13 protein-coding genes are annotated in these 11,745 nt (G+C 60.8%); 5 read left to right on the forward strand and 8 right to left on the reverse strand.

The window, feature by feature from the left end:
* Positions 1 to 8: 8 nt before the first annotated feature.
* The 5 genes from gcvPA to GSQ80_RS22780 form a co-directional block, all read right to left on the reverse strand.
* Positions 9 to 1,412 carry an aminomethyl-transferring glycine dehydrogenase subunit GcvPA gene (gene gcvPA / locus GSQ80_RS22760; RefSeq protein ID WP_158789894.1) on the reverse strand — a complete coding sequence of 468 codons (1,404 nt, stop codon included), beginning with the start codon at positions 1,410 to 1,412 and terminating at the stop codon, positions 9 to 11.
* A gap of 80 nt (positions 1,413 to 1,492) precedes the next feature.
* Positions 1,493 to 1,882: a glycine cleavage system protein GcvH gene (gcvH, locus tag GSQ80_RS22765; protein WP_158789895.1), complete on the reverse strand. Its 390-nt coding sequence runs from the start codon at positions 1,880 to 1,882 to the stop codon at positions 1,493 to 1,495.
* Between the two features lie 81 nt (positions 1,883 to 1,963).
* Positions 1,964 to 3,169 (reverse strand): glycine cleavage system aminomethyltransferase GcvT, encoded by a 1,206-nt coding sequence (gene gcvT, locus GSQ80_RS22770; RefSeq protein WP_158789896.1) that lies wholly within the window; start codon positions 3,167 to 3,169, stop codon positions 1,964 to 1,966.
* Positions 3,170 to 3,287: 118 nt separating this feature from the next.
* On the reverse strand, positions 3,288 to 3,806 hold the full coding sequence (locus tag GSQ80_RS22775; RefSeq protein ID WP_254059880.1) for a hypothetical protein: 519 nt from the start codon (positions 3,804 to 3,806) through the stop codon (positions 3,288 to 3,290).
* Positions 3,807 to 3,934: 128 nt separating this feature from the next.
* Entirely contained in the window at positions 3,935 to 4,402 is a 468-nt protein-coding gene (locus GSQ80_RS22780) for a hypothetical protein (RefSeq protein ID WP_158789897.1), read from the reverse strand.
* A gap of 133 nt (positions 4,403 to 4,535) precedes the next feature.
* Between GSQ80_RS22780 and GSQ80_RS22785 the strand changes: the two genes are divergently transcribed.
* The 4 genes from GSQ80_RS22785 to glgC all read left to right on the forward strand — a co-directional run bounded on the left by GSQ80_RS22785 (position 4,536) and on the right by glgC (position 6,945).
* Complete coding sequence (locus GSQ80_RS22785) at positions 4,536 to 4,679, forward strand: hypothetical protein (RefSeq protein WP_158789898.1); 144 nt, start codon at positions 4,536 to 4,538, stop codon at positions 4,677 to 4,679.
* Between the two features lie 91 nt (positions 4,680 to 4,770).
* Entirely contained in the window at positions 4,771 to 4,914 is a 144-nt protein-coding gene (locus tag GSQ80_RS22790) for a hypothetical protein (protein WP_158789899.1), read from the forward strand.
* Between the two features lie 315 nt (positions 4,915 to 5,229).
* Positions 5,230 to 5,568, forward strand: coding sequence for a hypothetical protein (locus GSQ80_RS22795; RefSeq protein ID WP_371315761.1), 339 nt, complete (start codon positions 5,230 to 5,232; stop codon positions 5,566 to 5,568).
* A gap of 126 nt (positions 5,569 to 5,694) precedes the next feature.
* On the forward strand, positions 5,695 to 6,945 hold the full coding sequence (gene glgC / locus GSQ80_RS22800) for a glucose-1-phosphate adenylyltransferase (RefSeq protein ID WP_158789901.1): 1,251 nt from the start codon (positions 5,695 to 5,697) through the stop codon (positions 6,943 to 6,945).
* An 87-nt stretch (positions 6,946 to 7,032) separates the two neighbouring features.
* Here the strand turns inward: glgC and GSQ80_RS22805 are convergent, their stop codons facing one another.
* Positions 7,033 to 7,869 carry a hypothetical protein gene (locus tag GSQ80_RS22805; RefSeq protein WP_254059881.1) on the reverse strand — a complete coding sequence of 279 codons (837 nt, stop codon included), beginning with the start codon at positions 7,867 to 7,869 and terminating at the stop codon, positions 7,033 to 7,035.
* 355 nt (positions 7,870 to 8,224) lie between these two features.
* Here GSQ80_RS22805 and tatA point away from each other — a divergent pair, with 355 nt between their 5' ends.
* Entirely contained in the window at positions 8,225 to 8,458 is a 234-nt protein-coding gene (tatA, locus tag GSQ80_RS22810) for a twin-arginine translocase TatA/TatE family subunit (protein ID WP_158789902.1), read from the forward strand.
* Between the two features lie 271 nt (positions 8,459 to 8,729).
* On the opposite strand, the gene GSQ80_RS23795 is transcribed toward tatA, so the two are convergent.
* Positions 8,730 to 9,668 (reverse strand): EamA family transporter, encoded by a 939-nt coding sequence (locus GSQ80_RS23795; protein ID WP_158789903.1) that lies wholly within the window; start codon positions 9,666 to 9,668, stop codon positions 8,730 to 8,732.
* Between the two features lie 4 nt (positions 9,669 to 9,672).
* Positions 9,673 to 11,061 carry a VWA domain-containing protein gene (locus GSQ80_RS22820; RefSeq protein WP_254059882.1) on the reverse strand — a complete coding sequence of 463 codons (1,389 nt, stop codon included), beginning with the start codon at positions 11,059 to 11,061 and terminating at the stop codon, positions 9,673 to 9,675.
* Positions 11,062 to 11,745 lie beyond the last annotated feature (684 nt).

Below are 11,745 nucleotides of genomic sequence, written 5' to 3' on the forward strand. Positions count from 1 at the left end.
CTTCCAAACTATTTCACGCCAACAAGCTCCTGCGCCCGCGCGCCCGCCAGCACCTTCGCCGCCGCATCCATCTGCGCCTTCGTCGTCAACTCCGTCGCGCACCAAAGCGTCGCACTCTCGCCCAGCTCCGGATACCACTTGCCGAGCCCCAGCCCGCCAACAATCTGCTTCTCCAGCAGCTTCGCATTCACCGCCGCAGCCGACTCCTTCGTAGTCAGCACGAACTCATGAAACCGCGGCGCACCATCAAACTTCGTCACCGCACCCGCATCCACTAACGCCTTCCGCAAATAATCCGCCTTAGCCAAATTCTGTTCCGCCAGCTCGCGCAGTCCCTGCTTCCCATACACCGTCAGAAAAATCGTGACCATCATAGCAACCAGCGCCTGGTTCGTGCAGATATTACTCGTAGCCTTCTCCCGCCGAATATGCTGCTCGCGCGTGCTCAACGTCAGCACCCATCCACGCTTGCCATTCGTGTCCTTCGTCTCGCCGACAAGCCGCCCCGGCATCTGCCGCAGAAACTTCTCCTTGCAAGCAATCACGCCGCAATACGGTCCGCCAAATCCCACCGCCACACCAAAGCTCTGCGCCTCAAGCGAAACAATATCCGCTTCCACAGGAGCCTTAATCACACCCAAACTCACAGCCTCAGCAATCGACACAATCAGCAGCGCGCCCTTCTTATGCGCAATCTCCGCAATGGCCGCAACATCCTCAACCGTCCCAAAGAAGTTCGGCGACTGGATCAGCACGCAAGCCGTCTCGTCCGTAATCGCCGCGTCCAGCGCAGCTAAATCGACGCGCCCCGTCTCGGCAACATACCCAAACTCCGTAATCGGAATCTCCTGATGTTTCGTGACGGTAGCGAGCACCTCGCGATACTCCGGATGCACCGTCCGCGCCACCACCGCACCCTGCCGCCCGGTCACGCGACACGCCATCAGCACGGACTCGGCCGCGCCCGTCGACCCGTCATACATCGACGCGTTCGCAATCTCCATCCCCGTCAGCTCGCAGATCATCGTCTGAAACTCAAACATCGCCTGCAGCGTGCCCTGCGAAATCTCCGGCTGATACGGCGTATAGCTCGTCAGAAATTCCCCACGCTGCACCAGCGAATCAATAATCACCGGCCGATAATGCCGATAAGCCCCAGCCCCCAAAAAGCTCGCAAACAATTTCCCCGCAGGCTGCGCAGCCAACTCAAGCGCATCGCCACTCGCCACGTTCGATCCAAACGCGCGAAACCGCTCCAAAATCTCCGACTCCGAATGCTGCCGAGGAATCTTCAAATCCTCGGTCAGCCGATACTCGGCAGGAATCGTCTCAAACAAACTCTCAATCGACGCCACACCAATCTCGGCGAGCATAGCCTCGCGATCAGCAGGCGACTTAGGCAAATAACGCATGTAGTTCCTTTCCCTTCACCCACATTCCGGGTGCCCCATCCGTACGCGCTTTTGCGCACGGGTGGGTTCGCACAATCTCTCTAGTGCCCAGTCTCTTCCGCCACAAATTTCTCGTAAGCCGCCGCGTCGAGCAGGGAATCAGCCCCCGCCGCATCCGCGACCTTCAGCTTGATAATCCAAGTCGCATTCGCGGCCGTATTAATCGTCTCCGGCGCATCATTCAGCGCGGAGTTCACCGCCGTCACCGTACCGCCCACCGGCGAGTACAAATCACTCACCGCCTTCACGCTCTCGACCGAACCAAACGTAGCCCCTGCCGCGATCTCCTGCCCAACCTTCGGCAGCTCCACAAACACGATGTCGCCCAGCGACTCCTGCGCATAATCGGTAATCCCCACCGTAGCCGCGTCACCCTCCAGCAGCAACCACTCATGCGACTTCGCATACTTGTACGTTTCCGGATAGCTCATAATCCCTCTTCAATCCCGCGTGTTTAGAAATATTTGCAACTCAATTGTAGGCAGCCAGCCGGTGGAAAGCGAACGCCCAGCCTAACTCAGCGGCGCCGTAACAACCGGAGCCGCAGCAACCGCCCCAAGCTTTGCCCGCTTATAGAACGGCGTAGCCACGACCACCGCCTTCACCATCTGTCCGCGTACCTCCACAGCAACCTCAGTCCCCGGCTCAACAAAACTAACCGGCACATACGCCAGCGCAATATTCTTCTTCACAAACGGTCCCGGCGACCCGCTGGTAATCTCGCCAATCCTCTCGCCCTCGAGCGAAAACACCGCATACCCATCGCGCCCAATCCCACGCTCCACCATCTCCAATCCAACCAGCCGCTTAGCCGGCCCGCCGCTCTCCTGCACCTTCGCGAGCGCCTCGCGCCCAACAAAATCCACGCCCTTCTCCATCTTGCAATACCGCCCGAGATTCGCCTCCCACACATTCAGCGTGTCCGAAATCTCGTGCCCATACAGCGCCATCGCCGCCTCCAGCCGCAGCGTATTCCTCGCCCCGAGCCCACACGGAATCGCACCAAACTCCTCGCCCGCGGCCAGCACCTCGCCCCACACACGAGCGCTCGTAGCCTCATCCGCCGGCACATAAATCTCGAACCCGTCTTCGCCCGTATAGCCGGTCCGCGCGATCAGCACGTTATGCAATCCGCACACCTGTCCCCACGTAAACCAGTAGTTCTTAATCGGCCCCAAATCCACCGGCGTCAGCTTCTGCAGCGTAGCCTGCGCCTTCGGCCCCTGGATCGCAATCTGCGTGTAATAGTCGCTCACGTCGGTGATATGCAGCCCGCCCATTCCGCCAATCGTCTTCCGAACCCACTGCACATCCTTCTCGCGCGTTCCTGCATTGATCACGATTAGGTAATCATTCTCGCCCAGCTTATGCAGCACCACATCATCCACAAACGTCCCATTGGGATAAAGCATCGCCGAGTAATGTGCCTGCCCAATCTGCAATTTCGACGCATCATTCATCAGCAGCTTCTGCACCGCAGCCAGCGAGTTCGGTCCGCGCAGCTGAATGTCCCCCATGTGCGACACATCGAAAACCCCAACGCCCGTCCGCACCGCCATATGCTCTTCAATCAGCCCGCGATACTGCACCGGCATATCCCATCCGCCAAAATCCACCATCCGTGCCTTATGGGCATGATGCGTTGCATACAGAGCCGTCCGCCGTAGCGGCGCAGGCGCAGGAACAGTCGGTAAGAAATCAGAGATCGTATCGCTCATGGGTGTGTGCCTTTTCCAGCCGGCAGCGCAGCTCTCCGCGCGCTCAGCATCCCTCAAACGATACCAAACCGCCCCCACCCCCGGCGAACCCACCTTTCGCCCAGCCGCACATCCTCCCCTAAGGATTTGGCGTGGCCACACTCTTCAAATCACTCAGCAGCCGATCCAGCGCCCGATCGAAGTTCGCATCATGCGTCTTCTGCAGCAGCGCCACGTCCACAGACTGTGTGTCCGCCCACAAAACGTAATGCGTCGGCCGGTCATACACCACCAGCCGCGCCATCGGCAGCGGGTCCGACGCACCACTCACCTTGCTTGGATTCTGCGGCCCACTCGGCGCCGTCACCCGTATCTCAAACACCAGGTCAGCCTTCGCCGGATCGTCGACCAGCACGTACGCCCCATCCCTCTTCAGCGCCGCGTACAAATAGTCATACGCCCGCGACGGCCCACCGCTGAAAGGGCTAGGAAACAGCCCGCTATCCGCCCCCGCATTCGAAAGAAACACATTCTTCGCCAGGAGTTTCGCCGGAACCGGCGCCGGCTGCGGAAGCATCTGCGCCCGCATCGCAACGGGCAGCAGCAACCCGGCAAACACCACCAACAGCATCCGGCGGAACACCTTTACGCTCGACATACCATCCTCCCAACAACATCTGGGGCCCGAAGTCTGCTCCCAAATACGTTGCGCAACCATCCCAAGTCTCGCAGCCAGCCAGAATATCTTTTCCACCCAGGAGCAACATTCGCCGTCCGCGCAGGACGCTACTTCCGCTCTCGCAAGTAAGCCCGCACAAAATTACTCACCGAAAAATAAGCGAACGCCGCAAACGCCAACGCCAGCACATAAAACTTAGTAGCCGCATGCGATCCCAGCGGCAGATGCCACGCCGCCCGCTCTTTCCACGCCCCCTGCGCCAGGAACATCGCAATCAAAGCGAAGAACAGCCCCGTCACCTGCAGCCAAACCACGCTCGAAAACCGCGCCACCGGCGTCCATACCGACCGCCCCAACTTCCCGGCATGCTTCTTCGTCGCCGCCACAGTCCGCTGCGTCTGCACCACTTTCTCTGCCACGCGATCAGTCTGCGCAGCAGGTTTCGCCGCGCGCTCTGGTGCCGTCCCCGGCCGCCTCGGCGTAGACGTCGTCGCCGCATCCGCCGCCTGCATCAGCGTCTTCGCCGCATGCCGAGCGCCATACCCCAATGCGCGTCCGAACCGAACCCTGTCCATGCCCTCCAGTGTACTGTCCCGCGTTTCCCTCACCGGCTTTCTTCGCCCGACCTATACCCCATCCCCATCTCCTGCATCCAACCCCTCACGACGTTCGAAGTCACAGTCGAAACAAGAAACAAAGGGGCAAGCAATGAAGAATCTAGTCTGGTTGGTGAGCGGTTTGGCAGCAGCAATGGTAGGTTTCCTCGTATGGGATCGTGCGCGCGTGCAGCCGGTAGAAGAGCTTGCCCATCGCCTCGAGGCCGCCTGGGCCGACCATCACACCGTCGTCTAACCTGCCGTTGTCTTCCCTTGATCCCCCCGCCACTTCCGCTCTTCCACCCCGCCCGTTCTCATTGATAATGGAGGGTGGAAGGGAAGCACGCATGAAAAAGTTCGTTTGGTTCATCGGGGGCATGGCGGCGGCCGCAGCAGGATTTCTGGTCTGGAACTCCTCCCGCTCGCAGGCCATCCACGAACCCGCTTACTACCTCGACGAAGACGACTCCGACGACCCCACCTTCGTCTAGCCAGTCGACCACTCGCGTAGCGAAACTTGGCTAACGTAGCGCCCGTTGCGTCAAAGCCTTAGCTTCCCCCTTCGTCCACCCAATCGCCTCGGCCCTCCCCCTTCACCGCGCTTTCGGTAATCTTTCCTGATTCCAATCCATCGCGGGACTTGGCTTCCACCGCCCTCCGGCGTAATCTTGTTAATAGCAAACGATTCACCCGCAGCTGCCGTTCCCGCTGAACCTGGCAGGGAAGACCCAATGCGTGGGATGGGCATTCCAACATCCGGAGAAGCAAGTCTTTCTCTCAACACTTGTTTCCAAAACGACGGGGAGGTGGCATTGAATCAACAGGTCAAAGACCTTATCCAGAAACTGGGCGAAGCGATCCACGAGTCGGTCAGTGAGTCCGACCAGATCTCAGGCGTCGTCCGCGAGATTCGAGAGCAGGGGTTCGACGTTCTCCTTATGCTCGAAGCCACCATCGGTCTCAACGAGGTCGAAGACGAACCCGAGACAATCGACGCCGAAACCGACGCCGACGACGCCTCTGGCCCCTTCACCCGCAACGACCTCACCTTCCTCAAGTCCCTTCGCATCTCTACCGAAGAGACTGAGCGCATCTCCTCAGAAAGCGCTGAATCGACCGGCGAAGACGCTGCCCCGGCCGCCTAGCGCGCTCTCGATTTGCCAATAATTTCTCGCCGCTGATACTCTCGGGCGTCGTGGATGCCGTAACATGCATCCGAGCAGAGTGTATGCGACTACCAACGTCGCACAGCCGTTCGAGGAAGCTGGACCATGAGAGATACGTTAGGTGTTCTGCTTGCCGGTGGCGCTGGAGAGAGGCTTTTTCCCCTCACCCGCGACCGCGCCAAGCCCGCTGTTCCCTTTGCCGGCCAGTACCGCATCATCGACATCACCCTCTCCAACTGCATCAACTCCGACCTCCGCCACGTCTACATCCTCACCCAGTACAAAGCCCTCTCGCTGAACCGCCACATCCGCGAAGGCTGGGGCTCGGTCGTCGCCAGTGAACTAGGCGAGTTCATCGAGATCCTTCCCCCCATGCAGCGCGTCTCCAAGTCCTGGTACCAGGGCACCGCCGACGCCGTCTTCCAGAACATCTACTCCATCGGCTCCGAGGAGCCCAAGCACGTCCTCATCCTCTCCGGCGACCACATCTACAAGATGAACTACGCCCGCATGAAGCAGCAGCACTGCGACTCGGGCGCCGACGTCACCCTCGCCACCCTCCCCGTCACCCCCGACAAGGTCTCCGAGTTCGGCGTCGTCCAGGTCGCCAAGAATGGCGAGGTCACCGGCTTCGTCGAGAAGCCCAAGACCACCGACCTCCGCTCCCCCTTCGATCCCGAGATGGTCGACGTCTCGATGGGCATCTATCTCTTCAACACCGATGTCCTTCTCCCTGAACTCGTCCGCGACTCAGAAGATCCCGACTCCCGCCACGACTTCGGCCACGACATTCTGCCCAAGCTCCTCGGCCGCTACAAGGTCAACGCCTACAACTTCGTCGACGAGAACAAGCAGCGCGCCCTCTACTGGCGTGACGTCGGTACCCTCGAGGCCTACTACGAGGCCAACATGGACATCGCTGCCGTAGCCCCCGTCTTCAACCTCTACGACAAGGCCTGGCCCATGCGCTCCCGCGCCTACCAGTACCCGCCCGCCAAGTTCGTCTTCGGCGAACCCGGCCGCACCGGCATGGGCATCAACTCCATCGTCAGCGCCGGCTGCATCATCTCGGGCTCGGTCCTCCGCAACTCTGTCCTCTCCCACGACGTCCGCGTCAACAGCTACGCCGACGTAGACTCCAGCGTCGTCTTCTCCCACGTCAACATCGGCCGCCACTGCCGCATCCGCCACGCCATCATCGACCGCGACGTCCACATCCCCGACGGCACCGTCATCGGCTACGACTCCAACGAAGACAAGAAAAATTACTTCGTAACCGCCAGCGGCCTAACCGTAGTCACCCGCGACTACTCCGCCTACGAAAACCCAGTCTCCCCCGAATTCCTCCAAACCTAGCCCCGCACACGCACCAAAGCAAAGGCCCTCCATCAGGAGGGCCTTCCGCTTTCTCTACACTCTATCCTCTACACCCTATCCCCTGCGTTACTTCGTTCCAAACCGATACACCGCGCCCATCGAGATCGCGAAGAACACGCGCGTCTCATCACCAAAGTGTTCGAACGTGATGTCAGGTTGCAGCCGAATCGCCAGCTTCGCGCTCTCATTGAAGTCGATGCTTCCACCCACCGCGCCATACGGTGCCCAGTGGTTGCAATACAGCCCAAGATTCCCCACGTTGCCGTATCCATCGATCCCCTGTTGCGCCGCGCAGGCACTCACCGGGCTTCCGCCAGGATAATGATTCACCGCGTAATTAAAGTGGCCATACGTCTCTCCGGCCAGCGCATGGAAATCAATCGCCGCATACCGATTCTTCGGTCCGCGAACCTGCACACCGCCGCTGGGAATGCTCTGCATGATCAGCACGCGGTTGTAGAACGGGCTGGTTACCGGCGTCGTTCCCGCACCAAAGCGGAAGTCCCCAATCACGCCCCAACGCTTCACCGGCGCGCCGCCCAGCCAATACGTGCCCATCACCTCGCCACCGCCCATGTTGTAGCGGCGCCCGGGCTGCACCTGCCCCGCCTGCCCGTTCATGTAGTTCAGGCCGGCAAAAAGTTCCCACCGGTTGTTGTACTTCGGCCCGGTATAAGGAGCCAGCGCCGCCGCCGTAGCCTTGGTCACCGCCACCGTTCCCGGAGCCGCCGTAGGCGTCTGCGTCTGGCTGCTGGACTGCGAATCCGCAGGCGTCTGTGCTGGAGTTTGCGTCTGTGCCGCAGCAATTCCAGTCAGCGCCATACCGGCCAACAGGCTAAGGGTTGTCGCACAAACCACCTTGCGAGTGGCACAGTCAAAGGTCTTCTTAATCAGTTGCAGCATCTTCCTCGTAGGCGGGCTCATCCGAGCAGCGCGGGTCCATCTGGTTGTGCCTGTCTCTAAAGGACTCTTCCAAGCCGCATAAGAAAGCGACTCTTCCCAAGAAACCAGGCGTAGCGCGTCCGCACATGAATCCAGCAGAGCGTCTCTCCAAGGATATACCGTCCCGCCCCGCCCCCGCTCCCTTCCGCCGCATTTGCATCCAAATCTCTCTCCACCGCGTACTCAAGATGCCAGCCGCCCCAGGCCACGGACATTCTCCAACGTATCGTGCGACAATGAATCGTCGCCACCTGGAGTACCCTGACATCGGACCCAGAATCGCATCACAGCACGGGCGGCAGCAGGGAGATTTCGTATGGGTGATTTATTTCAACCGTGGCACCTCATCATCTTGGCAGGCCTCGCCATCCTTCTCTTCGGCGGCAAAAAGCTGCCTGAGCTCGGCAAGGGCCTCGGTGAAGGCCTCCGCGGCTTCAAAGAAGGCATGAAGGGCATCAACGACGACGTCAAGGCCGACGCCAAACCCGCCGACGCCGCCCACACCGTCACCCCCAAGCCCGGCGAAGACCTTAAGCCCCCCGCCGCCTAAGCTTCACGAAACCACCAACATCCCAAGAGCGACGAGCCCAACCTGCGGCCGTCGCTCTTTTCCTTGCCCCATCCTCAGAATCAGTGCGAAACCTTTATCCCTTTCGTCGTGATTCTGCTTTTCTTTCAACCCTTGTTTTTCTTTCTGTCATTCCCTCTGGGAATCTGCTTCTAACTCGCCGCGCCTCATGAACTAGGCGGCTCAGCTTGTCATCCGTGAGCCTGCGCGAAAAGCAGCTGGCTTCAGGCTCATGTGCGTCTCCTTGCGACGCCTACAGTGTAATCATCGCCACGGCCGCCAGCGCAGCCACCATTCCCAACCCCTGTCTTCTCGTCGGCCGCTCATGCAAATACCACGCCGCCAGCAGAATCGTTCCCGCCGGATACAAACTCGCCAGCACCGACGCCACATCCAGCCGCCCCATCCGCGACGCCGCCAGAAACAGCACATTCCCGCCCGTATCCAACAGCGCCACCCCGCAAGCCCATCCCCACCCCGCAGTCCACCGCCCAAGAATCGGGTGCCCCAGTTCCGGATTCTCGGACCTGGGTTGAGCGGACGACACCCTCCCCCTCACCGCCATCCCCCCCAGCACCACCGAGCACAGCGCCACGCTGCTCATCCTGGCAATCGTCATCGGCATCACCAGCCCCAACGGGTTCGACAGCTTCAGCGCAACGAAATAAACTCCAAACGCCACACCCGCAAACACCGCCAGCCCCATCGTGCTCCCGGCCTTGCCCTTCGTCTCTGGAAAATCTTTCTCCGGAGAATCTCCCGCCGCGATCAGCCAGATCGCTCCACCCGCCAGCCCAAACCCCGCCAGCCGCATCGCTCCCGGCGCGCCCTCCATCATGCTCGACACCAGCGCCGGAATCGCGGCTGCCAGCAGCCCACTCACCGCCGCCGACACGCCCATCCCGCCCCGGCTCAGCGCAATATAGAACGCCACCAACCCCAGCGCCCCCATCACGCCGCCAAGAATCGCCCACAGGACGGCCACCCCATGCGGCATCTCCGCGCGCTGCCCCACCAGAATCCCCACCAGTACCACCAGACTGATCAAATGGGACACGATCACAAACCGGATCGCCCCCGTCACCCGCCCACCCGACGCCTTCGCCCCCATGCCCCCCGCAAAATCACCGCCGCCCCAGAGGGCGGCGGATGCAAGCGCGATCAGCGCATTCGCATGAATCGTCAGCCCCATCGCTCTATTGCGGGGCCGGTGTCGTTGTCGTCGCCGGGTGTTGTCTCAATTCCGGAGTCTGCGTCGTCGGAGCCGCCGGTGTCGTCGTCGTCGCCGTCTTCGGCCTCATCCGCGCATTATCCGAAGCATTTGGGTAATATCCATCCGGCGCAATAATCGTCAGACTCGGCCTCAACACCCGTACCTCGGTCTTCCGATAGCTCTCGTTGTACGGAGACTCGTGCGTGTAATAGCCCACCGTATACTGCGCTCTGATTTCGGCCGTGATCTGCGAGAAGCCGTTTTCAATGCCCTTCGGACGGAACTCCGAATCAAACTGTCCGCCTGTCGCCGACGTGTACTTCGGCAGCGCATCGTCGCGCATCGTCAGCGGAATGTGTATCCGGTCCACAAAGCCCATACCCTTGATGGCGGATTCACCCACCTGCGTCGCCCATACTTCGATGTGGTTGGTCAGCAGGAAACGAATCACTTCCTTCTGCGTTGCCTTGCTGCCATATTCCTTGCCATCCGAGATCACATAAATAATCCGTTGCCGATGATAATCCGCCCGCGCGACCTCCTTGGCCGCCGCCAGGATCGCATCATTCAACGTGTGAATCTCCTTCGGCACGGTGAAGGTCATCGTGCCCGGCTGATGCCCCGAGTCCACTACCCCATCGATCGGCATATTGTTGATGACCTGGTCATGTGCCAGCGGTCCATTCAATCCCATCAGAGGATCGCGTCCGATTCCCTTTGACTGATCCAGCACCGCCCCCAGCCGCGCACTCTGCGCGGCCGTAAACGTCGTCTGCTCCTTCACGCCATTGTTGTATGTGAACACCGCAACCTCGTCATAGGGAGAAAACGCCCCCTGCAGAGCCGACAGCGAGTCGTTGACCTTTTCCATCGTGTCCGCGGTCACGCTCTGGTCGATCACCAGACCCACCGACAGCGGCGCAGGATCCGTCAGAAACACCGACGTATGCTGCAGCAGCCCATTCTCATACACCCGCACATCCCGATACGTCAGCCCCGGAACCAGCCGTCCCTTGGAGTCCTTCACCGTAAACGGAATCGCGTGATACTGGACATTCACCGAAAGCGTATTCGCCTGGCTCCGCTCGGTCACCGGCGGCGGCCCCTGGTCCTGATCCGCCTGATCCGGCACCACCGTGATGGTCGGTGCGGCCTCCGTCGTCGACGTGCTTGCCCCTGCCTGCGATGGCGTGCTCGGCAATGCCGGTGCTACCGGCCTGATCGAATTCAACGTAGGCAGCGTCTGCGGCTGCGGAGCATCCGGGACACTCTGCTGCGCCTGCGTCTGATTCTGTGCCCCTGCTTGACTCCCCGCAGCGGCCAGCAACATCGCCAATCCACCCACCAACATCCTGTGCGTACCCAACGTCATCCGTATTCCTCTTTCACGAGCAATCCTGCCCGCGGCCCTGCCTGAAACAAATCACTCAAAACGTTTCTGCTGATTCTGCCTAGACGCTCTCTTGAGACTACCAGCGCGGAGGCACAACTGCACCCACCATCGCTCGCCCCCTCATTGCCAACGCCTATACCCTTCAGACGCACCAGCCCCCCTCTTCGTTGTGCCAAACCTGCCCTGGAGCCCAAATCTGCCTTCCCCTCCTGCCTTTGTTTTTGCACTTGCCGTTCTTTCTGTCATTCCCTATGGGAATCTGCTTCTGTTCCTGCTTTTGCGCTTGCCTTTCTGGCTGTCATTCCCTATGGGGATCTGCTTTTGTTCCTGCTTTTGCCTTTGCCTTTCTGGCTGTCATTCCGAGCGTAGCGAGGAACCTGCTTCTCGCTCGCATAGCGAGCGCCCGTTCTTGCCGGGTGCCCATCCGTGACGCCTTCATCGTAACGGGGTGGGACGACGAACCGGTCCGTGCCGAAATCTGAGACTCTAATACCACCATGCGTCTCGCCCCGCCGACCCTCCTCCTCGCCGCGCTTCTCACCACCGCGCACCTCCGCGCCCAGGAAGCCCCCCCCCCCCCCCCCCCCCCCCCCCCCCCCCCCCCCCCCCCCCCCCCCCCCCCCCCCCCCCCCCCCCCCCCCCCCCCCCCCCCCCCCCCCCCCC

It is taken from the genome of Granulicella sp. L46, assembly GCF_009765785.1.
Lineage (GTDB): Bacteria > Acidobacteriota > Terriglobia > Terriglobales > Acidobacteriaceae > Granulicella.

Excerpts from the sequence above, each read along its gene's own strand:
- gcvPA (WP_158789894.1), bottom strand. The coding sequence starts at position 1,412 with ATGCGTTATTTGCCTAAGTCGCCTGCTGATCGCGAGGCTATGCTCGCC.
- gcvH (WP_158789895.1), bottom strand. The coding sequence starts at position 1,882 with ATGAGCTATCCGGAAACGTACAAGTATGCGAAGTCGCATGAGTGGTTG.
- gcvT (WP_158789896.1), bottom strand. The coding sequence starts at position 3,169 with ATGAGCGATACGATCTCTGATTTCTTACCGACTGTTCCTGCGCCTGCG.
- GSQ80_RS22775 (WP_254059880.1), bottom strand. The coding sequence starts at position 3,806 with ATGTCGAGCGTAAAGGTGTTCCGCCGGATGCTGTTGGTGGTGTTTGCC.
- GSQ80_RS22780 (WP_158789897.1), bottom strand. The coding sequence starts at position 4,402 with ATGGACAGGGTTCGGTTCGGACGCGCATTGGGGTATGGCGCTCGGCAT.
- GSQ80_RS22785 (WP_158789898.1), top strand. The coding sequence starts at position 4,536 with ATGAAGAATCTAGTCTGGTTGGTGAGCGGTTTGGCAGCAGCAATGGTA.
- GSQ80_RS22790 (WP_158789899.1), top strand. The coding sequence starts at position 4,771 with ATGAAAAAGTTCGTTTGGTTCATCGGGGGCATGGCGGCGGCCGCAGCA.
- glgC (WP_158789901.1), top strand. The coding sequence starts at position 5,695 with ATGAGAGATACGTTAGGTGTTCTGCTTGCCGGTGGCGCTGGAGAGAGG.
- GSQ80_RS22805 (WP_254059881.1), bottom strand. The coding sequence starts at position 7,869 with ATGCTGCAACTGATTAAGAAGACCTTTGACTGTGCCACTCGCAAGGTG.
- tatA (WP_158789902.1), top strand. The coding sequence starts at position 8,225 with ATGGGTGATTTATTTCAACCGTGGCACCTCATCATCTTGGCAGGCCTC.
- GSQ80_RS23795 (WP_158789903.1), bottom strand. The coding sequence starts at position 9,668 with ATGGGGCTGACGATTCATGCGAATGCGCTGATCGCGCTTGCATCCGCC.
- GSQ80_RS22820 (WP_254059882.1), bottom strand. The coding sequence starts at position 11,061 with ATGACGTTGGGTACGCACAGGATGTTGGTGGGTGGATTGGCGATGTTG.